This window comes from Streptomyces sp. NPDC025651 (genome assembly GCF_055558735.1).
This window is the reverse complement of record NZ_JBVHLZ010000007.1, coordinates 80,027-103,361: the sequence shown is the minus strand read 5'-3', so window position 1 is coordinate 103,361 and position 23,335 is coordinate 80,027. Positions and strand designations below refer to the sequence as shown.

At 70.9% G+C, this 23,335-nt stretch carries 20 protein-coding genes; 17 read left to right on the top strand and 3 right to left on the bottom strand.

All coding sequences use genetic code 11. The annotated features are described in order from the left end of the window. The first annotated feature begins 90 nt into the window (after positions 1-90). The 11 genes from ruvC to ACZ4D5_RS24460 all read left to right on the top strand — a co-directional run bounded on the left by ruvC (position 91) and on the right by ACZ4D5_RS24460 (position 12,494). On the top strand, positions 91-666 hold the full coding sequence (gene ruvC / locus ACZ4D5_RS24510) for a crossover junction endodeoxyribonuclease RuvC (RefSeq protein ID WP_467774546.1): 576 nt from the start codon (positions 91-93) through the stop codon (positions 664-666). Continuing rightward, on the top strand, positions 663-1,274 hold the full coding sequence (gene ruvA, locus ACZ4D5_RS24505) for a Holliday junction branch migration protein RuvA (protein ID WP_467774545.1): 612 nt from the start codon (positions 663-665) through the stop codon (positions 1,272-1,274). The genes ruvC and ruvA overlap by 4 nt, the downstream gene beginning before the upstream one ends. 66 nt (positions 1,275-1,340) lie before the next feature. Then, positions 1,341-2,423, top strand: coding sequence for a Holliday junction branch migration DNA helicase RuvB (gene ruvB / locus ACZ4D5_RS24500; protein ID WP_467774544.1), 1,083 nt, complete (start codon positions 1,341-1,343; stop codon positions 2,421-2,423). A 242-nt stretch (positions 2,424-2,665) separates the two neighbouring features. Beyond that, the gene (gene yajC / locus ACZ4D5_RS24495; protein WP_467774543.1) at positions 2,666-3,124 is read left to right on the top strand and encodes a preprotein translocase subunit YajC; all 459 of its coding nucleotides are present in this window, start codon (positions 2,666-2,668) and stop codon (positions 3,122-3,124) included. 163 nt (positions 3,125-3,287) lie between these two features. Then, positions 3,288-5,084, top strand: coding sequence for a protein translocase subunit SecD (secD, locus tag ACZ4D5_RS24490; RefSeq protein WP_467774542.1), 1,797 nt, complete (start codon positions 3,288-3,290; stop codon positions 5,082-5,084). A 1-nt stretch (position 5,085) separates the two neighbouring features. Further along, positions 5,086-6,207: a protein translocase subunit SecF gene (gene secF / locus ACZ4D5_RS24485; protein ID WP_467774541.1), complete on the top strand. Its 1,122-nt coding sequence runs from the start codon at positions 5,086-5,088 to the stop codon at positions 6,205-6,207. Then, positions 6,204-6,752, top strand: coding sequence for an adenine phosphoribosyltransferase (locus ACZ4D5_RS24480; RefSeq protein WP_467774540.1), 549 nt, complete (start codon positions 6,204-6,206; stop codon positions 6,750-6,752). The genes secF and ACZ4D5_RS24480 overlap by 4 nt, the downstream gene beginning before the upstream one ends. A gap of 319 nt (positions 6,753-7,071) precedes the next feature. Then, positions 7,072-9,612 carry a RelA/SpoT family protein gene (locus tag ACZ4D5_RS24475; protein WP_467774539.1) on the top strand — a complete coding sequence of 847 codons (2,541 nt, stop codon included), beginning with the start codon at positions 7,072-7,074 and terminating at the stop codon, positions 9,610-9,612. Between the two features lie 39 nt (positions 9,613-9,651). Then, positions 9,652-10,965 carry a serine/threonine-protein kinase gene (locus tag ACZ4D5_RS24470; protein ID WP_467774538.1) on the top strand — a complete coding sequence of 438 codons (1,314 nt, stop codon included), beginning with the start codon at positions 9,652-9,654 and terminating at the stop codon, positions 10,963-10,965. Then, positions 10,958-11,371 (top strand): effector-associated constant component EACC1, encoded by a 414-nt coding sequence (locus ACZ4D5_RS24465; protein ID WP_467774537.1) that lies wholly within the window; start codon positions 10,958-10,960, stop codon positions 11,369-11,371. The genes ACZ4D5_RS24470 and ACZ4D5_RS24465 overlap by 8 nt, the downstream gene beginning before the upstream one ends. Further along, positions 11,355-12,494 carry a caspase, EACC1-associated type gene (locus ACZ4D5_RS24460; RefSeq protein WP_467774536.1) on the top strand — a complete coding sequence of 380 codons (1,140 nt, stop codon included), beginning with the start codon at positions 11,355-11,357 and terminating at the stop codon, positions 12,492-12,494. Before ACZ4D5_RS24465 ends, ACZ4D5_RS24460 begins: the two co-directional genes overlap by 17 nt. Before the next feature lie 123 nt (positions 12,495-12,617). Here ACZ4D5_RS24460 and ACZ4D5_RS24455 read toward each other — a convergent pair whose 3' ends face one another. Both ACZ4D5_RS24455 and ACZ4D5_RS24450 read right to left on the bottom strand, forming a co-directional pair. Then, a complete protein-coding gene (locus ACZ4D5_RS24455) occupies positions 12,618-13,850 on the bottom strand; it encodes a DUF349 domain-containing protein (RefSeq protein ID WP_467774535.1) in 1,233 nt (410 codons plus the stop codon). 134 nt (positions 13,851-13,984) lie between these two features. Then, positions 13,985-14,809 carry a peptidylprolyl isomerase gene (locus tag ACZ4D5_RS24450; protein WP_467774534.1) on the bottom strand — a complete coding sequence of 275 codons (825 nt, stop codon included), beginning with the start codon at positions 14,807-14,809 and terminating at the stop codon, positions 13,985-13,987. A 152-nt stretch (positions 14,810-14,961) separates the two neighbouring features. Between ACZ4D5_RS24450 and ACZ4D5_RS24445 the strand changes: the two genes are divergently transcribed. The 6 genes from ACZ4D5_RS24445 (at position 14,962) to rpsD (ending at position 21,201) form a co-directional block, all read left to right on the top strand. Beyond that, the gene (locus tag ACZ4D5_RS24445; RefSeq protein WP_467774533.1) at positions 14,962-15,684 is read left to right on the top strand and encodes an MBL fold metallo-hydrolase; all 723 of its coding nucleotides are present in this window, start codon (positions 14,962-14,964) and stop codon (positions 15,682-15,684) included. Between the two features lie 13 nt (positions 15,685-15,697). Next, positions 15,698-16,960 (top strand): histidine--tRNA ligase, encoded by a 1,263-nt coding sequence (hisS, locus tag ACZ4D5_RS24440; RefSeq protein ID WP_467774532.1) that lies wholly within the window; start codon positions 15,698-15,700, stop codon positions 16,958-16,960. Positions 16,961-17,267: 307 nt separating this feature from the next. Continuing rightward, complete coding sequence (locus ACZ4D5_RS24435) at positions 17,268-17,900, top strand: vitamin K epoxide reductase family protein (RefSeq protein WP_467774531.1); 633 nt, start codon at positions 17,268-17,270, stop codon at positions 17,898-17,900. A gap of 92 nt (positions 17,901-17,992) precedes the next feature. Then, positions 17,993-19,354 (top strand): replication-associated recombination protein A, encoded by a 1,362-nt coding sequence (locus ACZ4D5_RS24430; protein WP_467774530.1) that lies wholly within the window; start codon positions 17,993-17,995, stop codon positions 19,352-19,354. 147 nt (positions 19,355-19,501) lie between these two features. Beyond that, positions 19,502-20,236, top strand: coding sequence for an HNH endonuclease family protein (locus ACZ4D5_RS24425; protein WP_467774529.1), 735 nt, complete (start codon positions 19,502-19,504; stop codon positions 20,234-20,236). A 350-nt stretch (positions 20,237-20,586) separates the two neighbouring features. Next, on the top strand, positions 20,587-21,201 hold the full coding sequence (gene rpsD, locus ACZ4D5_RS24420) for a 30S ribosomal protein S4 (RefSeq protein WP_055698916.1): 615 nt from the start codon (positions 20,587-20,589) through the stop codon (positions 21,199-21,201). Here the strand turns inward: rpsD and ACZ4D5_RS24415 are convergent. Further along, positions 21,189-23,321 (bottom strand): ATP-binding protein, encoded by a 2,133-nt coding sequence (locus tag ACZ4D5_RS24415; RefSeq protein WP_467774528.1) that lies wholly within the window; start codon positions 23,319-23,321, stop codon positions 21,189-21,191. The genes rpsD and ACZ4D5_RS24415 overlap by 13 nt on opposite strands. Positions 23,322-23,335: the final 14 nt, after the last annotated feature.

The following is a 23,335-nucleotide window of genomic DNA, read 5'->3' as shown; positions in this document are numbered from 1 at the left end:
CGAACGGGCCGACGGGACACACCCCCGTCGGCCCGTCGCGTTGTCAGAGGGACCCGATAGCCTGCACAGACAGGCGATGGGAGGGGCTACGTGCGCGTGTTGGGGGTCGACCCGGGACTCACCCGGTGCGGTGTCGGGGTCGTCGAAGGCGTTGCCGGACGACCGCTGACCATGCGCGGTGTCGGTGTCGTGCGGACACCGCCGGACGCCGAGTTGGGCCACCGCCTCGTCGCCATCGAGCAGGGCATCGAGCAGTGGCTCGACGAGCACACGCCCGAAGTCCTCGCCGTGGAGCGCGTGTTCAGCCAGCACAACGTGCGTACGGTGATGGGCACCGCCCAGGCCAGCGCCGTCGCCATGCTCTGCGCGTCCCGGCGCGGCATCCCCGTCGCCCTGCACACCCCCAGCGAGGTCAAGGCCGCCGTCACCGGCAGCGGCCGCGCCGACAAGGCCCAGGTCGGGGCGATGGTCACCCGTCTGTTGCGGCTGGACGCACCGCCCAAGCCCGCCGACGCCGCGGACGCCCTGGCCCTCGCCATCTGCCACATCTGGCGCGCCCCCGCGCAGAACCGCCTCCAGCAGGCCGTCGCCCAGAACCGCCTCCAGCAGGCCGCGGCGCTGCACGCGGCCAAGACCAAGACAGCCCAGAAAGGCCGTACCGCATGATCGCCTTCGTCAGCGGCCCCGTCGCCGCCCTCGCCCCCGATCTCGCGGTGGTCGAGGTGGGCGGCGTCGGCATGGCCGTCCAGTGCACGCCGAACACGCTCTCCACGCTCCGCGTCGGCCAGCAGGCCAAGCTCGCCACCTCCCTGGTCGTGCGGGAGGACTCCCTGACCCTGTACGGCTTCGCGGACGACGACGAGCGCCAGACCTTCGAGCTCCTGCAGACCGCGAGCGGCGTCGGCCCGCGCCTGGCCCAGGCCATGCTCGCCGTGCACAGCCCGGACGCCCTGCGCCGCGCGGTCGCCGCGGGTGACGAGAAGGCGCTCACCGCCGTCCCCGGCATCGGCAAGAAGGGCGCCCAGAAGCTCCTCCTTGAGTACAAGGACCGCCTCGGCGAGCCCCTCGGCACCGGCGGCCCCGCGATCGGCACGGCCGTCACCTCCGGCTGGCGCGACCAGCTGCACGCCGCGTTGATCGGCCTCGGGTACGCCACGCGCGAGGCCGACGAGGCCGTCGCCGCCGTCACCCCGCAGGCCGAGGCGACCGAGGGCACTCCGCAGGTGGGGCCGCTCCTCAAGGCCGCGCTCCAGACCTTGAACCGCACCCGCTAGCCCCGCACGACCCCGACGTACGCACCCGCCGGCCACCCCTATGAACCGCATCGCGAGGCACACCTCATGAACTGGGACGACACGACCGACGACGCGACCGCCGCACCCGGCGCGGCCGAGCGGCTCGTCGGTGCGTCCGCCGACGGCGAGGACCAGGCGGTCGAGGCCGCCCTGCGCCCCAAGGACCTGGACGAGTTCATCGGCCAGGAGAAGGTCCGCGAACAGCTCGACCTCGTCCTGAAGGCCGCCCGCGCGCGCGGGGCCACCGCCGACCACGTGCTGCTCTCCGGAGCCCCCGGCCTCGGCAAGACGACCCTCTCGATGATCATCGCCGCCGAGATGGGCGCCCCGATCCGGATCACCAGCGGCCCCGCCATCCAGCACGCCGGCGACCTCGCCGCGATCCTCTCCTCCCTCCAGGAGGGCGAGGTCCTCTTCCTCGACGAGATCCACCGGATGTCGCGCCCGGCCGAGGAGATGCTCTACATGGCGATGGAGGACTTCCGCGTCGACGTCATCGTCGGCAAGGGCCCCGGCGCCACCGCCATCCCCCTCGAACTGCCGCCCTTCACCCTGGTCGGCGCCACCACGCGCGCGGGACTGCTGCCCCCGCCGCTGCGCGACCGCTTCGGCTTCACCGCGCACATGGAGTTCTACGAACCCGCCGAGCTGGAGCGCGTCGTCCACCGCTCCGCCCAGCTGCTGGACGTGGAGATCGACCCGGCAGGCGCCGCCGAGATCGCCGGGCGCTCGCGCGGCACGCCCCGTATCGCCAACCGCCTCCTGCGCCGCGTCCGGGACTACGCCCAGGTCAAGGCCGACGGCTCGATCACCCGCGACATCGCGGGCGCGGCCCTCGCGGTCTACGAGGTGGACGGGCGCGGCCTGGACCGCCTCGACCGCGCCGTCCTGGAGGCCCTGCTCAAGCTGTTCGGCGGCGGCCCCGTCGGCCTGTCGACGCTGGCGGTCGCCGTGGGGGAGGAGCGCGAGACGGTCGAGGAGGTCGCCGAGCCCTTCCTCGTACGAGAGGGCCTGCTGGCCCGCACCCCGCGCGGCCGCGTCGCCACCCCCGCGGCATGGGCGCACCTGGGTCTCGTCCCCCCGCAGCAAGGGGGCGGAAAGGGACAGCAGGACCTGTTCGGGGCGTGACGGCGGCGTTGCGCCGGCATATCGGCGGCGTGAGGACGGCGTGATGTCGACACGATGGCGGTCGAACACCGGAGGAACGGCGCGGAGAGTCGCACCGTCAGGAACTGCGGTGCCATGCTGAGCGTTGTTCGTTAGGTGCGGACTCGCTTAGACTCCGCCGATGCCGCCTTTGCGGGCGGCGTGCCCACCCCCATCCCACCAGGCCGCTTACCTGCGCGGTCGTGCGAAGGAAACTCCGTCCCGTGAATATCGTGACCCTCCTCCCGTTCATCGTGCTCATCGGGGCCATGTTCCTGATGACCCGGTCTGCCAAGAAGAAGCAGCAGGCTGCCGCGCAGATGCGCAATGAGATGACGCCCGGCACCGGCATCCGCACGATCGGGGGCATGTACGCCACCGTCAAGGAGGTCCACGACGACGCGGTCCTTCTTGAGGTGGCCCCCGGTGTCCACGCGGTGTACGCGAAGAACGCGATCGGCGCCGTTCTTCCCGACGACGAGTACAACCGCATCGTGCACGGCACCGAGGACGACCTGAAGGATGACAGCCCTGTCGTCCCGGACGACGCCTCCTCCCTGACCGAGACCGACGAGCCCGCCGCCGCTTCCGACGACTCGCCCATCGACCTCGGCAAGAAGGACGCGGCCGGGGCCGACGACGCGGAGCCGAAGAAGACCGACGGCGAGTCCGACGCGAAGTAGTCACGGCCGGGGCCCGTGGGGCGCGCCGCTCGCGCTCCACGGGCCCCGGACCACGTGCTTTTCGCGCCGAATCTCGACACCACTTCATGGCCGCCCGCCCGGGCCTCCCCGACCTTGAGGGGGCAGACCGGATGCCGGGCGGTTGGACAGGGAGAACGAGAAGGTGGCAGCACCGAAGAAGGGCCGAAGGCAGGGCGCCCAGGGGAAGCCGGGGCGCTCGCTGGTCTTCATCCTGATTGCCCTCGTGGCGCTGACCGGGGGAATGTTCCTTTCCGGGCACACCACGCCGCGCCTGGGCATCGACCTCGCCGGCGGCACGAGCATCACGCTCGAGGCGAAGAACGAGCCGGGCCAGAAGGACGCGATCAACCCGACCAACATGAACACCGCGGTTGACATCATCAACAACCGTGTCAACGGTCTGGGTGTCTCCGAGGCCGAGGTCCAGACCCAGGGCGATCGCAACATCATCGTCAACATCCCCAAGGGGACGAACGAGAAGCAGGCGCGGGAGCAGGTCGGCACGACCGCCCAGCTCTTCTTCCGTCCGGTGATCACGCAGACCAGCGGCGCGCCGACGCCCGAGCCGTCCGCCAGCTCCTCGTCCGGAACGGACAAGGAGAAGGACAAGGACAAGGCCGACAAGGACAAGGCCGACAAGGCCGACAAGGCCACGGACACGGCGACCTCCCCGACCGCCACCCCGACGTCCCAGGGCCGTGCCGTCACCGACGCCCTGAAGGCCGACCCCACGCCTTCCACGACCCCCTCGGACAAGGCCAAGGACGACAAGGACGACAAGAAGAAGGACGACCCGTCGTCCACGCCGTCCACCGACCCGGCCACCGCCAAGCTGCAGGAGCAGTTCGCCAAGCTGGACTGCACGGACAAGAAGGCCCGCGCCGCGGCCGGCAAGGGCGTCAAGCCGTCCGAGAACACCATCGCCTGCGGCAAGAGCCCCGACGGCTCGACGTGGGACAAGTTCATCCTCGGCCCGGCCGAGCTGAACGGCAAGGACGTCGACGACGCCCAGGCGACCATCAACCAGCAGTCCGGTGCCTGGGTCGTCAACATGGAGTTCACCAAGAGCGGCTCCAAGAAGTTCTCGTCGGTCACCAGCAAGCTCTCGCAGCAGCAGCCCCCGCAGAACCAGTTCGCGATCGTCCTCGACGGCGAGGTGGCCTCGGCCCCCAGCGTCAACACGACCCTGAGCTCCAACGCCGAGATCTCCGGCAGCTTCACCCAGGAGTCGGCCAAGGACCTGGCGAACATCCTGTCGTACGGCGCCCTGCCGCTGACCTTCCACGAGCAGAGCGTCACGACGGTCAGCCCGGCGCTCGGCGGCGAGCAGCTGCAGGCGGGTCTGATCGCCGGTGCCATCGGCCTCGCGCTGGTCATCGTCTACCTGGTGGTCTACTACCGCGGCCTGTCGCTCATCGCCATCGCGAGCCTCCTGGTCTCCGCGGCGCTGACGTACACGATCATGACGCTGCTCGGCCCGACCATTAAGTTCGCGCTCAACCTGCCCGCGGTGTGTGGTGCGATCGTTGCCATCGGCATCACGGCGGACTCGTTCATCGTGTTCTTCGAACGCGTACGTGACGAGGTCCGCGAGGGACGCACGCTGCGCCCCGCCGTCGAGCGGGCCTGGCCGCGCGCCCGGCGCACCATCCTGGTCTCCGACTTCGTGTCGTTCCTCGCCGCCGCCGTGCTCTTCGTGGTCACGGTCGGCAAGGTGCAGGGCTTCGCGTTCACGCTCGGCCTGACCACGCTGCTCGACGTCGTCGTGGTGTTCTTCTTCACCAAGCCGCTGATGACGCTCATGGCCCGCAAGAAGTTCTTCGCCAATGGCCACAAGTGGTCCGGCCTCGACCCGAAGCGGCTCGGCGCCAAGCCCCCGCTGCGCCGGTCCCGCCGTGTCACCCCCGCCGCCGGCCCTGTCGACCCGAAGGAGGCGTGAGATGTCGAAGCTCGGCAATCTCGGCGCCAGGCTCTACCGCGGTGAGGTCGGCTACGACTTCGTCGGCAAGCGCAAGATCTGGTACGGCATCTCGATCCTGATCACCATCACGGCCATCGTCGGCCTTGCGGTGCGCGGCCTGAACATGGGCATCGAGTTCGAGGGCGGCGCCGTCTTCAACACCCCGAAGACCAGCGCCTCGGTCTCGCAGGCCGAGGAGGCCGCGGAGAAGGCCTCAGGACACGACGCGATCGTCCAGAAGGTGGGCGGGGACAAGCTCCGCATCCAGATCGCGGGCGTGGACATCGACAAGTCCGACCAGATCAAGAAGGCCCTGGCCGAGGATCTGGACATCAAGGGCAACATCGGTGCCGACCTCGTCGGCCCGAGCTGGGGCGAGCAGATCGCCAACAAGGCCTGGCAGGGCCTGGCGATCTTCATGGTCCTCGTGGTCGTCTATCTGGCCATCGCCTTCGAGTGGCGCATGGCCTTGGCGGCACTGATCGCGCTCATCCACGACATCACCATCACCGTGGGTGTGTACGCGCTGGTCGGCTTCGAGGTCACCCCAGGCACGGTGATCGGTCTGCTGACCATCCTCGGTTACTCGCTCTACGACACGGTGGTGGTCTTCGACAGCTTGAAGGAGCAGTCGAAGGACATCACCAAGCAGACCAAGTACACCTACAGCGAACTCGCCAACCGCAGCATCAACGGCACCCTGGTGCGCTCCATCAACACCACGGTCGTCGCGCTGCTCCCGGTGGCGGGCCTGCTGTTCATCGGTGGCGGTGTCCTGGGCGCGGGCATGCTCAACGACATCTCGCTGTCGCTGTTCGTCGGCCTCGCGGCCGGTGCGTACTCCTCGATCTTCATCGCCACGCCGCTCGTCGCCGACTTCAAGGAGCGCGAGCCGCAGATGAAGGCCCTCAAGAAGCGGGTGCTCGCCAAGCGTGCGGCGGCCGCCGCGAAGGGCGAGTCCGCGGAGACGCCGGAGTCCGTCAACGACGAGGAGCCGCAGGACGCGGTGCCCGGTGACGCCGCTCCGGCCGTCGTCGGCCCCCGCAGCCAGCCCGCGTCGCGCAGCCGCGGCAAGGGCCGTCCTTCGGGGAAGCGCCGATGACCGAGCTCGCAGGCGTCACGGAGCTGCTGCTCAGCCGCATCCGTGACGTCCCGGACTACCCGGTGCCGGGCGTGATGTTCAAGGACATCACGCCGCTCCTGGCCGACCCGTCGGCGTTCGCCGCGCTCACGGACACGCTGGCCGACCTCAGCGTGCGGCACGGCGCCACGAAGATCGTCGGCCTGGAGGCCCGCGGCTTCATCCTCGGCGCCCCCGTCGCGCTCCGCGCCGGGCTCGGCTTCATCCCCGTACGCAAGGCGGGCAAGCTCCCCGGAGCGACGCTCAAGCAGGCGTACGACCTGGAGTACGGCAGCGCCGAGATCGAGGTGCACGCCGAGGACCTGGCCGCGGGCGACCGCGTCATGGTCATCGACGACGTCCTCGCCACCGGTGGCACGGCCGCGGCCTCGCTGGAGCTGATCCGCCGCTCGGGCGCCCAGGTGGCCGGCGTCGCGGTCCTCATGGAGCTCGGCTTCCTCGACGGCCGGCAGAAGCTCCAACAGGCCCTGGACGGCGCCCCGTTGGAGGCGCTGATCACCGTCTGAGGCGGCTCGGGCGAGCCGTGCGAGACGGCTCGTGGGACAGTGCGACGGGCGTTCCGGTACCCACCGGGACGCCCGTCGTCGTTTCGGCCGGTTCCCGCTCTGGACGGCGGCGCGGCCGGGCGCCGTGAGTGGTCAGGGCGCCGGAGAGGGGCCGCTGGGCGGGAAGAGGGGCGGGTTCCGGGGAATCCGGCGCCCGCCCCTTGCGTTTCTCCTGTACAGAGCTGTCTCACCGGCCGAAGGCGAGCGAAGGGCCCAGGATCGATACCATGGGCTCTTCGGGGCCTGACCGGGGGACCCCGATCGCGCACAGGGAGCGCTCTTGCCAGACGAGTCCCAGCCACTCACCGCCGCCAAGGCCGCCCAGAAGGCTCAGCAGGCCTCGGCGGGCTCCGCCGCGCCCGCGAAGAAGGCAGAGGGCGCGCAGGGCGGCTCGTCCGCGCAGCGTGCCCAGGGAGAGGTCTCTCGGGGCGACAAACCGGCCGAGCAGCCCCGCCCGAAGCCGCCCGCGGACCACCACCCGACGGCCCCCGCGATCCGGCCCGCCACGGGCCAGCCCGCGCGGTCCGGCTCCTCCAACCGCGTGCGGGCCCGGCTCGCCCGGCTCGGCGTCCAGCGCTCGAACCCGTACAACCCGGTCCTGGAGCCGCTGCTGCGGATAGTGCGCAGCAACGACCCCAAGATCGAGACGTCCACGCTCCGCCAGATCGAGCGGGCCTACCAGGTCGCCGAGCGCTGGCACCGCGGCCAGAAGCGGAAGAGCGGCGACCCGTACATCACGCACCCGCTCGCCGTGACGACCATCCTCGCCGAGCTGGGCATGGATCCGGCCACCCTGATGGCGGGGCTGCTCCACGACACCGTCGAGGACACCGAGTACGGCCTGGACACCCTCAGGCGCGACTTCGGCGACCAGGTCGCCCTGCTCGTCGACGGCGTCACCAAGCTGGACAAGGTCAAGTTCGGCGAGGCCGCGCAGGCCGAGACCGTGCGCAAGATGGTCGTCGCCATGGCCAAGGACCCGCGCGTCCTGGTCATCAAGCTCGCCGACCGCCTGCACAACATGCGCACGATGCGGTACCTCAAGCGCGAGAAGCAGGAGAAGAAGGCCCGCGAGACCCTGGAGATCTACGCTCCGCTGGCGCATCGCCTGGGCATGAACACCATCAAGTGGGAGCTGGAGGACCTCGCCTTCGCGATCCTCTACCCCAAGATGTACGACGAGATCGTGCGCCTGGTGGCCGAGCGCGCCCCCAAGCGCGACGAGTACCTCGCCATAGTGACCGACGAGGTCCAGGCCGACCTGCGCGCCGCCCGCATCAAGGCCACCGTCACCGGGCGGCCGAAGCACTACTACAGCGTCTACCAGAAGATGATCGTCCGCGGCCGTGACTTCGCGGAGATCTACGACCTGGTGGGCATCCGCGTCCTCGTCGACACGGTCCGCGACTGCTACGCGGCCCTCGGCACCGTGCACGCGCGATGGAATCCGGTCCCCGGCCGGTTCAAGGACTACATCGCGATGCCCAAGTTCAACATGTACCAGTCGCTGCACACGACGGTCATCGGCCCCAACGGCAAGCCCGTCGAGCTCCAGATCCGTACGTTCGACATGCACCGCCGCGCCGAGTACGGCATCGCCGCGCACTGGAAGTACAAGCAGGAGGCCGTCGCCGGCGCCTCCAAGGTGCGTACGGACGTGCCGAAGAAGGCCGGCGGCAAGGACGACCACCTCAACGACATGGCGTGGCTGCGCCAGCTGCTCGACTGGCAGAAGGAGACCGAGGACCCGAGCGAGTTCCTCGAGTCGCTGCGTTTCGACCTGTCGCGCAACGAGGTCTTCGTGTTCACGCCGAAGGGCGACGTCATAGCGCTCCCGGCGGGTGCGACCCCGGTCGACTTCTCGTACGCGGTGCACACCGAGGTCGGCCACCGCACCATAGGCGCGCGGGTCAACGGGCGGCTCGTACCGCTCGAGTCGACCCTGGACAACGGCGACCTGGTGGAGGTCTTCACCTCCAAGGCCGCGGGCGCGGGTCCGTCCCGCGACTGGCTGGGCTTCGTCAAGTCGCCGCGGGCGCGCAACAAGATCCGCGCGTGGTTCTCCAAGGAGCGCCGCGACGAGGCCATCGAGCAGGGCAAGGACGCCATCGCGCGGGCCATGCGCAAGCAGAACCTGCCGATCCAGCGGATCCTCACCGGCGACTCGCTGGTCACCCTCGCCCACGAGATGCGCTACCCCGACATCTCCTCGCTGTACGCAGCGATCGGCGAGGGCCACGTCACCGCGCAGTCCGTCGTGCAGAAGCTCGTCCAGGCGCTCGGCGGCGAGGAGGCCGCCAACGAGGACATCGCCGAGAGCGCGCCGCCCGCGCGCGGCCGCAGCAAGCGCCGCGCCAACGCCGACCCGGGCGTCGTGGTCAAGGGCGTCGAGGACGTGTGGGTCAAGCTGGCCCGCTGCTGCACCCCCGTCCCCGGCGACCCCATCATCGGCTTCGTCACGCGCGGCAGTGGAGTATCGGTTCACCGCAGCGACTGCGTGAACGTGGAGTCGCTCTCGCGCGAGCCGGAGCGGATCCTCGAGGTCGAGTGGGCGCCCACGCAGTCCTCGGTCTTCCTGGTCGCCATCCAGGTCGAGGCCCTGGACCGCTCGCGCCTGCTCTCGGACGTCACGCGCATCCTCTCGGACCAGCACGTGAACATCCTCTCGGCGGCCGTCCAGACCTCTCGCGACCGCGTCGCCACGTCCCGCTTCACCTTCGAGATGGGCGACCCCAAGCACCTGGGCCATGTGCTCAAGGCCGTCAGGGGAGTCGAGGGCGTGTACGACGTGTACCGGGTGACCTCGGCACGCCGCCCGTGAACTAGCCTGGCGCCAGGGCGAGTTCACGGGGGAGTGGGCATGGCGCGGGGCGAACTGATCGACGGGCGCTACCGGTTGGTGGGGCTCCTGGGCCGCGGCGGCATGGGTGAGGTCTACGAGGCCGAGGACATGCAGCTGGGGCGCCGGGTCGCGGTGAAGCTCCTGACCGCGGTCGACGGAATGGAACAGGGCGGCGAGGAACTGGACCGGTTCCGGCGCGAAGCGCGCGCGATGGCGAGGATCGAGCACCCCGGGGTGGTCACGCTGTACGACAGCGGACTGCACCGGGGTGTCGCGTATCTGGTGATGCAGATCCTCGACGGCCGCAACCTCGCCCATCTCGTGGGATCCACGGGCCAGTTGCCGGTACGGTCCGTGTGCTGGATCGCCCTCGGCATGGCCGAGGCGCTCTCCGCCGCGCACCAGGCCGGGGTGACGCACCGGGACATCAAGCCCTCGAACGTCGGCCTCACCCGCGACGGCCGCGTCGTGCTGCACGACTTCGGCCTGGCCCGGCTCGCGGGGGAGCGGGCCATCACGTCCACCGGAGTGGTGCTCGGCTCCCCGCAGTTCATGGCCCCGGAGGCCATCAAGGGAGGGCTCGCGGACGCGGCAGCCGACCTGTACGGGCTCGGGGCCTGCATGTACTTCATGCTCACGGGCGAGAGTCCGCTCGGCTCCGCCGTCGACGTGGGGGCCGTCGTGGAGCGGGCTCTCGGCCCCGGCATCCCCCGCCTCGCGGATCTCACGGACCGGGTCTCGGGGCCGCCCGTCGAAGTGGCCGTGCTGGTCGACCGGCTGTGCGCGCAGGACCCCGGGGAACGGCCGCGTGGCGCGGCCGAGGTGGCGGGGGCGCTCGGCCGGATGGCCGTGGGAGGCCAGGCGGCCGTGGCCGACCGGCTCACCACCCTGCTGCGCGAGGAGGCCGTGCAGGAGGCCCTGACCGACCGTGTGCCGTCCGCCGAAGGGCCGGAGTTCGACTGGGACGACGTCACGGTGCCGTCCGCACGGTCCGACGGCGTGGCGTCCACCACGGGCCGCGGCACGCCCACCCTCAGCGACGACACCCGGCGCATGGTGATCGGCAGCATGTCCCGCGAGACGGCCCTGTCCCGCCAGCGTGAGGCGGTCAACCTCGTCCTGCGGGGCGAACTGGAGTCGGCGTCACGGATGTTGGCGGCCGTCGTACCGGTGTGCGTCGCCCGCCTCGGACCCGAACATCCGACCACACTGACGAGCCAGTACTGGCAGGCTGTATGCCTGGCCCGGCTGGGCGCGGGACGGGAATCCCTGGAGCTGCTTGCCCGGGTGAACAAGTACGTCGACCGGCGCAAAGGAGCGGCAAGTGACTGACGTCTGTGTGCGGTTGGCGGCGGACCCGGGCGAGGAGTCCGAGGACGCCCTGCGGTCCCTGCTGCGCTGGCTGCATGAGGACGAGACGCTGACCGGCTCCGTACGCGGCGCAGTCGGCGCCTCGGCGGCGCCGGTCGCGGGCCACATGGGCGCGGGCGGCTTCGACATCCTCCAACTCGCCCTCGGCGGCGGCCTGTCCGCCGCCTCGCTCGCCGTCTCCCTCCTGCAGTGGCAGCTCGCCCGCAGGCGCGCGCCTGCGCTCGTCCTCAGCCGGGGGGAACTGCGCGTGGAGGTGACTCCGGAAGGCGCGCGCGACGCCGAGACGCTGCGCCGCGTGGTGGAACTCCTGGACCAGCAGCCGGCCGTCACGGCCGGGGACGGGGAGCGCGATGGCGGCGCTGCCTGACCCGAGCCTGTCGCGAGCCGTCCTGATCGGAACGGCCTCCTACCGGCACCTTCCCCAGCTCTCCGCCGTCGAGACGAACCTGGTGGACCTGGCGGGCGAACTGTGCGACGCCACCGTCTGGGGCCTGCCGGTGCAGCACTGCACCGTCGTCGCGGACCCGCCGAGCCCGCCCGCCATGCTCGACCCCGTCCACCAGGCGGCCGACGAGGCCACGGACACCCTGCTCGTGTACTACGCCGGTCACGGCATGCGCGACGCCGAGTCCGCCGACCTGTATCTGGGCCTCGGGGAGTCCCGGGAGAACATGGGCTACACCGCCGTCGCCTACCAGCATCTGCGCGCCGCCCTGCGGGCCTCCCGGGCCCGCCGCAAGATCGTCATCCTGGACTGCTGCTTCAGTGGCCGGGTCGCGCGTTCCCTGGGCGGTGACGACGTGCTGGCCGCGCAGGCGGCCGTCGACGGCGCGTACGTCCTGACGGCGTCCCCGCGCGACCGGGTGGCGCTCGCCCCGGACGGCGAGCGGTACACCGCCTTCACCGGGGAGCTCATCGGGATCCTGCGGGACGGCGTGCCGGAGGGGCCCGAACTCATCGACCTGGAGACGCTGTACCGCGTTCTCGACGAGCGGCTGCGCGCCAAGAACCGTCCCCTGCCGCAGCGTTCGCAGGAGAACGGGGTCGGCCGGCTCGCCCTGGCCCGCAACCGCGCCCGGTCTGTGCGGAGCACCCCGGCCGGACCTGTCCTGCACGCCGACGTGCGCGCCGCGATGGTCGCCACCGGGCTCAACCTCGCCCGGCTGCTGCGTGCCCAGGGCGCCATCAAGGACGCGCTGCCGGTGCTGCGCCTCGCCCTGGAGGAGCAGGGCATCGACGGAAGCGGTGAACTCCTCGCCGTACAGCTGGAGTTGTCCGAACTGCTCGCCGAGACCGGGCAGAACAAGGAAGCCATCGAGATCCTGGAGTCCGCCTTCCAGCGCGTCCACAAGATCTACGGGCCCGAGGCCGTGCTCGTCTGCCGCCGCCTCGCCGAACTGCTCCAGGAGTCGGGCAACCACATCGAGGCGTGCGAAGTCCTCAAGCACGCCCTGGACATCGCCGAGCACGACAGCACCGCAAGCCGGTAGCGGCGCCGCAGCCCGGCGGACGCGCCGTCACGACCCGCCGTCATGACGCGCCGTCACGCGGTGGACGTGCGACGGCCCGGACCGCACGGATGCGGTCCGGGCCGTCGCGCATGCCCGCGAGGCTCAGCCGCCGAACTCGTGCAGGCCCTTCAGCGCCTGGTCGAGCAGCGCCTGGCGACCGTCGAGCTCCTTCTGGAGCTTGTCGGCCTTCGAGGTGTTGCCCGCGGCGCGCGCGGCCTCGATCTGGCCCTGGAGCTTGTCCACGGCCGCCTGCAGCTGACCGGTGAGGCCCTCGGCACGCGCGCGTGCCTCCGGGTTCGTCCGGCGCCACTCGGCCTCCTCGGACTCCTGCAGCGCCCGCTCGACCGCGTGCATACGGCCCTCGACCTTCGGGCGCGCGTCCCGCGGGACGTGGCCGATGGCCTCCCAGCGCTCGTTGATGGAGCGGAACGCGGCACGGGCCGCCTTCAGGTCCGTCACCGGGACGAGCTTCTCGGCCTCGTCAGCAAGCTCCTCCTTGAGCTTGAGGTTCTCGCCCTGCTCGGCGTCGCGCTCCGCGAAGACCGCGCTGCGCGCCGCGAAGAAGACGTCCTGGGCGCCGCGGAAGCGGTTCCACAGGTCGTCCTCGTGCTCGCGCTGGGCGCGGCCCGCGGCCTTCCAGTCGGCCATCAGCTCGCGGTACCGCGCGGCCGTCGGGCCCCAGTCCGTCGAGTCGGACAGCGCCTCGGCCTCGCCGACCAGCTTCTCCTTGGTCTTGCGGGCCTCCTCGCGCTGGGCGTCCAGCGACGCGAAGTGCGCCTTGCGCCGCTTGGAGAACGCCGAGCGGGCATGCGAGAAGCGGTGCCACAGCTCGTCGTCCGACTTGCGGTCCAGGCGCGGCAGACCCTTCCAGGTGTCCACCAGGGCCCGCAGCCGCTCGCCGGCCGCCCGCCACTGCTCGCTCTGGGCCAGCTCCTCGGCCTCGGCGACCAGGGCCTCCTTGGCGTGCCGCGCCTCGTCGGACTGCTTGGCCTTTTGGACCTTGCGCTCCTCGCGGCGCGCCTCGACGCTCTCCACGAGCTTGTCGAGCCGCTTGCTGAGGGCGTCCAGATCGCCGACCGCGTGTGCCTCGTCCACCTGCTGGCGCAGGTGGTCGATGGCGGTCATGGCGTCCTTGGCCGACAGGTCGGTCGTCTTCACCCGGCGCTCGAGAAGTCCGATCTCGACGACCAGACCGTCGTACTTGCGCTCGAAGTAAGCGAGGGCCTCATCGGGAGATCCTGCCTGCCACGAACCGACCACTCGCTCGCCGCCGTCGGCCGTACGCACGTACACGGTCCCCGTCTCGTCGACGCGGCCCCACGGGTCGCTGCTCACAGCGCCTCCTCCACATGATGCCTGCGCAGGGCCTCGGGGCCCCCGGCATCGTCCACAGTTTCGTCTCCGCCAACATAGGCGACCGGCGGGTCGGCTGTCCGCATCCCGCACGACCGAAGTTTGCCCGGCGGCGGTCAGGATTTCGTGACGGTCGCCTTGTCGATGACGACCGTCGCGTTCGGGGCACCGTCGCCCTGCCCGCTGCTCTCACCGGCGGCGGCGATCTTCTTGAGCACCTTCATCCCGGAATCGGAAATGGTCCCGAACGGTGTGTAATCGGGAGGCAGCTGACTGTCCTGGTAGACGAGGAAGAACTGGCTGCCGCCGGTGTCGCGGCCCTTCTTCGCCTTGGCGTTGTACTGGTTCGCCATGGCGACCGTCCCCGCCGGATACACGTTCCCCTTCAGACGCTTGTCCTTCAGGTTCTCGTCCGGGATCGAGTAGCCGGGGCCGCCCTCGCCGGTGCCCTTCGGGTCGCCGCACTGCAGGACGTAGATGCCTCCCGTGGTCAGCCGGTGGCACTTGGTGTGGTCGAGGTAGCCCTTGTTCACCAGGAAGTCGAACGAGTTCACGGTGTGCGGAGCCTTCGCCGCGTCCAGGTCGATGCCGATGTCCCCGCACGTCGTCTTCAGGTCCATCGTGTAGTCGGCGGACTTGTCGACGGTGAGCGCCGGCTCCTTCTTGAAGCTGAGCGGCTTCACCTTGCCGGGCGCCGCCTGCTCGCACGGGTCCTTCGGGGGAGTGCTGCTGGGCCGCGTGCTCGCCTGGTCCGACGTGTCGTCCCCGTCGAAGGCGCCCGCCGCGTACGAGACCGCGGCGCCCGCCACGATCACCGCGAGCGCCCCCGCGATCACCGCGTTGCGCGCCCGCGCCCTGCGCCGCGCGGCCTCGCGCCGCTGCTGCTGACGCGCCAACTTCTCGCGGGCGAGCTGCCGCCGCCGTTGCTCGTTGCTGACCACCGGGTTCTCTCCCCTTCCTGGGTGACCGCCTGAGTCGACCCGTACCGTATATGGGTTAGCTGTGGAATCGGCAGCGCCGGTAGGCTCTGATCTGCCGCGATCTCCCGCAAGGGGCCGCGGCGCCCCCGCCGGACGACGAACGAAGGACGATCGTGCTCATTGCCGGGTTCCCCGCCGGGGCCTGGGGCACCAACTGCTACTTGGTCGCCCCCGCCGCAGGCGAGGAGTGCGTGATCATCGACCCGGGCCATCAGGCCGCCCAGGGAGTCGAGGACGCACTCAAGAAGCATCGGCTCAAGCCCGTCGCGGTCATCCTCACCCACGGCCACATCGACCATGTCGCCTCGGTCGTCCCGGTGTGCGGAGCGCACGACGTACCCGCGTGGATCCACCCCTCCGACCGGTACATGATGAGCGACCCCGAGAAGGCCCTCGGCCGCTCCATCGGGATGCCGCTCATGGGCGAGCTCACGGTGGGGGAGCCCGACGACATGCGGGAGCTGACCGACGGCGCCGAACTGAAGCTGGCGGGCCTCGACTTCTCCGTCGCGCACGCGCCGGGCCATACGAAGGGGTCGGTGACCTTCCAGATGCCCGAGACCCAGGAGATCCCCTCGGTCTTCTTCTCGGGCGATCTGCTCTTCGCCGGCTCCATCGGACGCACCGACCTGCCCGGTGGCAGCCACGCCGAGATCCTTCAGTCCCTGGCCCGCGTGTGCCTGCCGCTCGACGACTCGACCGTGGTCCTGTCCGGCCACGGTCCCCAGACATCCATCGGCCAGGAGCGCGCCACCAACCCGTATCTGCGGCAGGTGGCCGCTGTCCGTCGAGGCCACAGTGCGGACCAGACGTCCGCCCCGCGACGAGGAATGTGACGAGAGAACAACCGTGAGCACCTTCAAGGCCCCCAAGGGCACCTACGACCTGCTTCCGCCGGACTCCGCGAAGTTCCTGGCGGTCCGCGAGGCCATCGCCGCGCCGCTGCGCAACTCCGGCTACGGCTACATCGAGACGCCCGGCTTTGAGAACGTCGAGCTCTTCGCGCGCGGTGTCGGTGAGTCGACCGACATCGTCACCAAGGAGATGTACGCCTTCACGACCAAGGGCGGCGACGAGCTCGCCCTGCGTCCCGAGGGCACCGCGTCCGTGCTGCGCGCGGCGCTGGAGGGCAACCTCCACAAGGCGGGCAACCTGCCCGTCAAGCTCTGGTACTCGGGCTCCTACTACCGCTACGAGCGCCCGCAGAAGGGCCGGTACCGGCACTTCTCCCAGGTGGGTGCCGAGGCGATCGGCGCCGAGGACCCGGCGCTGGACGCCGAGTTGATCATCCTGGCCGACCAGGCGTACCGCACCCTCGGCCTGCGGAACTTCCGCATCCTGCTCAACTCGCTCGGCGACAAGGAGTGCCGCCCCGTCTATCGCGCCGCGCTCCAGGACTTCCTGCGCGGGCTCGACCTGGACGAGGAGACGCGTCGGCGCATCGACATCAACCCGCTGCGCGTCCTCGACGACAAGCGCGCCGACGTCCAGAAGCAGCTGGTGGGCGCGCCCTCGCTGCGCGACTACCTGTGCGACGCCTGCAAGGAGTACCACGAGCAGGTCCGCGAGCTGGTCACGGCGGCGGGCGTCGCCTTCGAGGACGACGAGAAGCTGGTCCGCGGCCTGGACTACTACACGCGCACCACCTTCGAGTTCGTGCACGACGGCCTCGGCTCGCAGTCCGCGGTCGGCGGCGGCGGTCGCTACGACGGCCTGTCCGAGATGATCGGCGGCCCCTCGCTGCCCTCGGTCGGCTGGGCGCTCGGCGTGGACCGCACGGTGCTCGCCCTGGAGGCGGAGGGCGTCGAGCTCGAACTGCCCGCGTCCACCAGCGTGTTCGCGGTGCCGCTGGGCGACGAGGCCCGCCGTGTCCTGTTCGCCAAGGTGACCGAGCTGCGCAAGGCCGGGATCGCGGCCGACTTCTCGTACGGCGGGAAGGGCCTGAAGGGCGCGATGAAGAACGCCAACCGCTCCGGCGCGCGCTTCACCGTCGTCGCGGGCGAGCGTGACCTCGCCGAGGGCGTCGTCCAGCTCAAGGACATGGAGTCCGGCGAGCAGGAGGCGGTCGCGGTGGACGAGATCGTCGCGAAGCTGACGGCGAAGCTCGGCTGACACATCTCGCGTGAACGCCGGAGGGGCTGGAGGATCCAGCCCCTCCGGCGTTTCGGTCGGTTCACCACGGGCCAGGTCCTTCGGGAGCGCGCGGGCCGCGGCCCCCGCACGCCCCCGGCCAGTTCGTATCCCTGTGCTGTCATGCCGTCGAGCGTTCCGCCCGCCCGAACGCCGGGGGCCTCCGCGGGGTACTTCCTTATGTCCGTCTTCCTTATGTCCATCGAACGGTGGACACACGCGCGCGTGCGGCACAATGTCCCTGCCCGCAGGCCACCACAAGCGACGGAACGGCGTGATGAGCAAAACGATGTCAGCGAAGGACGACGCCCTCGACGACGGCCAGGAGCAGAAGGACTCTCCCGGCGCGGTCGGCGGCAGTCGCGCGCTCGCCGTGCTTCTGGTGATCACGGGCGCGGCCGGTCTGCTCGCCTCCTGGATCATCACCCTGGACAAGTTCGAGCTCCTGAAGGACCCGAACTTCCAGCCGGGCTGCAGCATCAACCCCGTGGTCGCGTGCGGCAGCATCATGAAGAGCGAGCAGGCGGAGGCCTTCGGCTTCCCGAACCCGATGCTGGGCCTGGTCACCTACGGCATCGTGGTCTGCGTCGGCATGAGCCTGCTCGCCGGCGCCCGCTTCCCGCGCTGGTACTGGCTCACCTTCAACGCGGGCACGTTGTTCGGCGTCGGATTCTGCACCTGGCTGATGATCCAGTCGCTGTACCACATCAACGCGCTCTGCCTGTGGTGCTGCCTGGCCTGGGTCGCCACGCTCCTGATGTTCTGGTACGTCACGTCCTTCAACATCCGCAACGGCTTCCTGCCCGCGCCGCGCTGGGCCAGGAGCTTCCTGGAGGACTTCACCTGGGCGCTGCCGGTGATGCACACCGGCGTCATCGCGATGCTGATCCTCACGCGGTGGGGCGCGGACCTCTGGGCCTGACCAGGTTCTGAGCAGCGTTTCTGAGCAGTGCCTGAGCAGTGCCTGAGCAGCGCCTGGAGTGATTGTCAGTGGGGTGACATAGGGTTCTGGACGTGGAGCCCGACCTGTTCACCGCCGCAGCCGAAGACCGCCAGGAGAAGGACCCGTCCAGCAGTCCCCTGGCCGTCCGGATGCGCCCGCGCACCCTCGACGAAGTCGTCGGCCAGCAGCACTTGTTGAAGCCGGGCTCGCCCCTGCGCCGCCTGGTCGGCGAGGGCGGCGGCGGCCCGGCGGGACCGTCCTCGGTGTTCCTGTGGGGCCCGCCGGGCATCGGCAAGACCACCCTTGCGTACGTGGTCTCCAAAGCCACCAACAAGCGCTTCGTCGAGCTCTCCGCGATCACCGCGGGCGTGAAGGAAGTGCGCGCGGTCATCGACGGCGCCCGCAGGGCGATGGGCGGTCACGGCAAGGAGACCGTCCTCTTCCTCGACGAGATCCACCGCTTCAGCAAGGCCCAGCAGGACTCCCTGCTCCCGGCCGTCGAGAACCGCTGGGTGACGCTGATCGCGGCGACCACCGAGAACCCGTACTTCTCGATCATCTCCCCGCTGCTCTCGCGCTCCCTGCTGCTCACCCTCGAACCGCTCACGGACGACGACCTGCGCGGCCTGCTGCGCCGGGCGCTCACCGACGAGCGGGGCCTCGGCGGCGCCGTCGAGCTTCCGGCGGAGGCCGAGGAGCACCTGCTGCGCATCGCGGGCGGGGACGCCCGGCGCGCGCTGACGGCTTTGGAGGCGGGCGCGGGATCGGCCCTCGCCAAGGGCGAGAAGGAGATCACCCTCCAGACCCTGGAGGAGTCGGTCGACCGGGCCGCCGTGAAGTACGACAGGGACGGCGACCAGCACTACGACGTCGCGAGCGCCCTCATCAAGTCCATCCGCGGTTCGGACGTGGACGCGGCCCTGCACTATCTGGCCCGCATGATCGAGGCGGGTGAGGACCCCCGCTTCATCGCCCGCCGCCTGATGATCTCCGCGAGCGAGGACATCGGCCTCGCCGATCCGACCGCCCTGCCCACCGCGGTCGCCGCCGCCCAGGCCGTCGCCATGATCGGCTTCCCGGAAGCGGCGCTCACCCTCAGCCACGCGACGATCGCGCTCGCCCTCGCCCCGAAGTCGAACGCCGCGACGCTCGCGATCCAGCAGGCCCAGGCGGACGTCCGCGGCGGCCTCGCGGGACCGGTCCCGCCCCACCTGCGCGACGGCCACTACAAGGGCGCGGCCAAGCTCGGCCACGCCCAGGGGTACGTGTACCCCCACGACGTCCCCGGCGGCATCGCCACCCAGCAGTACGCGCCGGACGCGATCGAGGGCAAGCGGTACTACCAACCCACTCGGTACGGGGCGGAGGCGCGGTACGCCGACGTGGTCGAGCGGGTCCGTGCGCGGCTCAAGGGGGAGCAGCCCGAGAGCTGAGCGCTCTGCGGGGCCTGTGGTCTGTTTCTGCGGGCGCGTCGTGGCTGGTCGCGCAGTTCCCCGCGCCCCTTCGGGGCGCATCCGAACCCCGGCGAATCAGGTTCAGCCGACAGGCGAGCCCCGGCCCCGCCGCCTACGCTCGGCGCCATGGGCAGAGCTGCCGGAACCGTCGCGGGGGCGCTGCTCGTCCTTGCCGCCGTGGCTGCGGCCTGCACGCCGCCGCAGCTGGAGCGCGCGGACCCCCGCCGCACGACGCCCCCGCCGTCGACGGTCACCAAGCCCGCGGCGACCCTCGTCAGCCCCGGCTTCCCGCCCACCGCCGCCCTGGCCCGCGACCAGCTGGCCCGGCTCACCGTCGCCCGGGGCAGGAACTGGCAGACGTATAAACGCTCCGAGTTCGGCGAGACCTGGTCCGACGCCGTCGACGCCCCCGGCGGCCGCAACGGCTGCGACACCCGGGACGACGTCCTCAGACGCGACCTGAAGAACCTGCGCGAGGGCGACCGCAACCCCTGTGTCGTGCTCTCCGGCACCCTGACCGACCCGTACACCGGCAAAGAGCTGCCCTACTCCTACCGCAGGGCCTCCCAGATCCAGACCGACCACGTCGTCGCGCTCGGCGCCGCCTGGCGGGCCGGCGCCTGGTCCTGGACCCCCGAGCGGCGCCTGACCTACGCCAACGACCTGGACGTCCTGCTCGCCGCCGACAAGGAAACCAACCACGAGAAGAGCAGCCTCACCCCCGACAAGTGGAAGCCGCCCCGCAAGGAATACTGGTGCGAGTACGGGCGCCGCTGGACCGGCATCAAGGCCAAGTACGGCCTGACGGTCACCGCCCCCGAGAAGCTGGCCCTCCAGGACCTCCTCGCCACCTGCGGCTGAGGCACGTCGCCGCACCCGGTACACTTGCCCGAAGTGCTGCGTCCCGTGTCCGGTCTCGTACCGGCACCACCAGAACGGGACATCCAGCCGGAACCCCACCGCCGCGAGGCAAGGGGATCCAGGAGCGTCGCGCACCGTCGAAGGTGTCGCGGGCAGCCCACCACCACCCCGGAGCCCCGGGAATCGGTCGGTGGGCCACTCGCGTGCTGCACATAGTGCCCAGACCAGGGAGCGGCTGCCTCACGGCCCATGGCTTTCGAGCCCCGGACCACGAGGTTTCCCAGGCTGCGGATGCGACCTCCCCTAACCACTGGTGAAGCCGATTTCACACAGAACAGAGAGGTTGGTTCATGCCGAACCAGTCCCGCCCCAAGGTCAAGAAGTCGCGTGCCCTCGGCATCGCGCTGACCCCGAAGGCCGTCAAGTACTTCGAGGCCCGCCCCTACCCGCCGGGCGAGCACGGCCGTGGGCGCAAGCAGAACTCGGACTACAAGGTCCGTCTGCTCGAGAAGCAGCGTCTGCGCGCGCAGTACGACGTGTCCGAGCGCCAGCTCGTCCGCGCCTACGAGCGTGCCGCCAAGACGCAGGGCAAGACCGGTGAGGCCCTGGTCATCGAGCTGGAGCGTCGTCTCGACGCCCTGGTTCTGCGTTCGGGCATCGCCCGCACGATCTACCAGGCCCGCCAGATGGTCGTGCACGGCCACATCGAGGTCAACGGCCAGAAGGTCGACAAGCCGTCCTTCCGCGTCAAGCCGGACGACGTCGTCATGGTCCGCGAGCGCAGCCGCGAGAAGCCGCTGTTCCAGGTCGCGCGCGAGGGTGGCTTCGCCCCCGACGGCGAGACCCCGCGCTACCTCCAGGTGAACCTGAAGGCCCTGGCCTTCCGTCTGGACCGCGACCCGAACCGCAAGGAGATCCCCGTGATCTGCGACGAGCAGCTCGTCGTCGAGTACTACGCCCGCTGACCCGGACGTAGCTCACCCTGCTTCAGCCCGTCGCCTCCCCGCCCTTCCCGGCGGGGCGGGCGGCGGGTTCGGTCGTTCACGGGGTCGTGGCGCAGCGCACGGGAGACCGCCTCGTCCAGACCGAGCCCCGCCCCCGCGCGCACGCACTCCTCGTACCGCTCGTCGCCGAGCGCCTCGCGGGCCTGCCGCTCGCACAGCGCGTGCGGCGCGCCGAAGTGGCCCGAGCCGAACAGCGGCAGCCCCACCGAGGGCCAGATGCGGGACGCGGCGCCCTGCAGCACCGCCGCCTCCGCGGGATCGCCCTCCGCCGCCGTGAACAGCGCGAGCAGCTCGACGGACAGGACCGTGCCGAGCAGGTCGTGGAAGCGGTGGTCGAGATCGAGGGACCGGGTGAGCAGCTCCCGCGCCGTCCGCGCCTCGCCCCGGGTCCAGGCCGCGAAGCCGAGCACGTAGAGGGCGTAGGCGAGGGCCCAGCGTTCGCCGTGGTCCTCGCAGACCCGGCGTACGTCCTCGCAGAGCTCCACCGCGTCGTCGAGCTCGCCGCCGAAGGCGAGCGCCATGGCCAGCTCGACCTGGCCCATCAGGACGTTGCTGTTGAGCTCGCCGATCTCCCGGTAGCGGTCGAGGGCCGAGCGCAGCAAGGTTTCCGCACGCGGGATGTCGTCCGTGACCAGGGCCAGACAGCCGATGCGGTGCTCCGCGTAGGCGGCGGCGATCGCGCTGCCCGAACGTTCCGCCCCGTCACGGCACTCGTGCAGCGCGGCGAGGGCGGCGACCGTGTCGCCCTGGAGCACCGCCACGTAGCCGAGCACCCACAGCGCCTTGAGCCGCGAGTCCTCGTGGCCGCCGTCGAGTTCGAGGGCCCGGTCCAGCCAGTGCCTGCCCTCCGCGAGCCGCCCGCAGCCGACCCAGTAGAACCACAGGGTCCCGGCGAGGTGCTGCCCCAGGTGCGCCTCGTCCCGCTCGGTCAGGCAGAACTCCAACGCGGCGCGCAGATTGGGCAGTTCGGCGTCGACGAGGGCGGCGACCTCCGGCTGGCGCGGCGAGAACCAGTCCAGCTCGCACCAGGTGGCGAGCCCCATGTACCAGTCGCGGTGCCTGCGCCGCATCCGCACGCTCTCGCCCGTCGCCTCCAGCCACTCGGCTCCGTACGCCCTGACCGTGTCGAGCATGCGGTAGCGCACGCCCGACGCGCCCTCCTCGCGGTTCACGACGGACTGGGCGAGCAGTTCCTCCAGGACGTCGAGCACGTCGTCGGCGTGCAGCCCGTCCCCGGCGCAGATGTACTCCACCGCCTCCAGGTCGAACTGCCCGGCGAACACGGAGAGGCGTGACCACAGCAGCCGCTCGCGCGGGGCGCACAGCTCGTGGCTCCAGCCGATGGCCGTGCGCAGCGTCTGATGGCGTGGTGGAACGTCGCGACGGGCGCCGGTGAGCAGCCGGAAACGGTCGCCGAGGCGGGAGAGCAGCTGCGCGGGGGAGAGCGCCCGCAGTCGGCCCGCGGCCAGCTCGACGGCGAGCGGGATGCCGTCCAGGCGGCGGCACAGCTCCAGGACGTCCTCGCGGTTGCCGTCGTCCAGGGCGAAGCCGGGCAGACCGGCCGCCGCCCGGTCGCTGAAGAGCGCGGCCGCGTCCGTCGCGGGCATCGGCGCCAGCGGGAAGAGCCGCTCGCCGTCGGTCTCCAGGGGCCTGCGCCCCACGGCCAGCACCCGCAGGCCGGGGGAGCGCACGAGAAGGTCGTGGACCAGCGAGGCGCAGTCGTCGACGAGATGCTCGAAGCCGTCGACGACCAGGAGCAGTTCCCGCCCGGCGAGGTGCCCGAGCAGCACCTCGCGCGGCGGCCTGCTCGTGTGGTCCGTCAGTTCCAACGCCTCGGCGAAGGCGTGCTCCAGCAGATCGGCGTCGCGCAGCGGCGTGAGATCCACCAGCCAGGCACCGTCCCGCGGCGAGCACTTCGCCGCGGCCCGCACGGCGAGCCGGGACTTCCCCACCCCGCCGACCCCGGTCACCGTGATCAGCCGCCCGCTCCCCAACTCCGATGCCAGCGCGGCGAGTTCGGTGGAGCGTCCGACGAAGGCGTTGAGTTCCAGGGGGAGGTTGCCGGGCTGAGGAGGTCGCATGGGGTACGGAGCGT

What these genes read in the sequence shown, in the direction of transcription:
- ruvA (WP_467774545.1), top strand. Translation starts at nt 663, where the DNA reads ATGATCGCCTTCGTCAGCGGCCCCGTCGCCGCCCTCGCCCCCGATCTC.
- ruvB (WP_467774544.1), top strand. Translation starts at nt 1,341, where the DNA reads ATGAACTGGGACGACACGACCGACGACGCGACCGCCGCACCCGGCGCG.
- secF (WP_467774541.1), top strand. Translation starts at nt 5,086, where the DNA reads ATGTCGAAGCTCGGCAATCTCGGCGCCAGGCTCTACCGCGGTGAGGTC.
- ACZ4D5_RS24480 (WP_467774540.1), top strand. Translation starts at nt 6,204, where the DNA reads ATGACCGAGCTCGCAGGCGTCACGGAGCTGCTGCTCAGCCGCATCCGT.
- ACZ4D5_RS24470 (WP_467774538.1), top strand. Translation starts at nt 9,652, where the DNA reads ATGGCGCGGGGCGAACTGATCGACGGGCGCTACCGGTTGGTGGGGCTC.
- ACZ4D5_RS24460 (WP_467774536.1), top strand. Translation starts at nt 11,355, where the DNA reads ATGGCGGCGCTGCCTGACCCGAGCCTGTCGCGAGCCGTCCTGATCGGA.
- ACZ4D5_RS24435 (WP_467774531.1), top strand. Translation starts at nt 17,268, where the DNA reads ATGTCAGCGAAGGACGACGCCCTCGACGACGGCCAGGAGCAGAAGGAC.
- ACZ4D5_RS24425 (WP_467774529.1), top strand. Translation starts at nt 19,502, where the DNA reads ATGGGCAGAGCTGCCGGAACCGTCGCGGGGGCGCTGCTCGTCCTTGCC.
- rpsD (WP_055698916.1), top strand. Translation starts at nt 20,587, where the DNA reads ATGCCGAACCAGTCCCGCCCCAAGGTCAAGAAGTCGCGTGCCCTCGGC.
- ACZ4D5_RS24415 (WP_467774528.1), bottom strand. Translation starts at nt 23,321, where the DNA reads ATGCGACCTCCTCAGCCCGGCAACCTCCCCCTGGAACTCAACGCCTTC.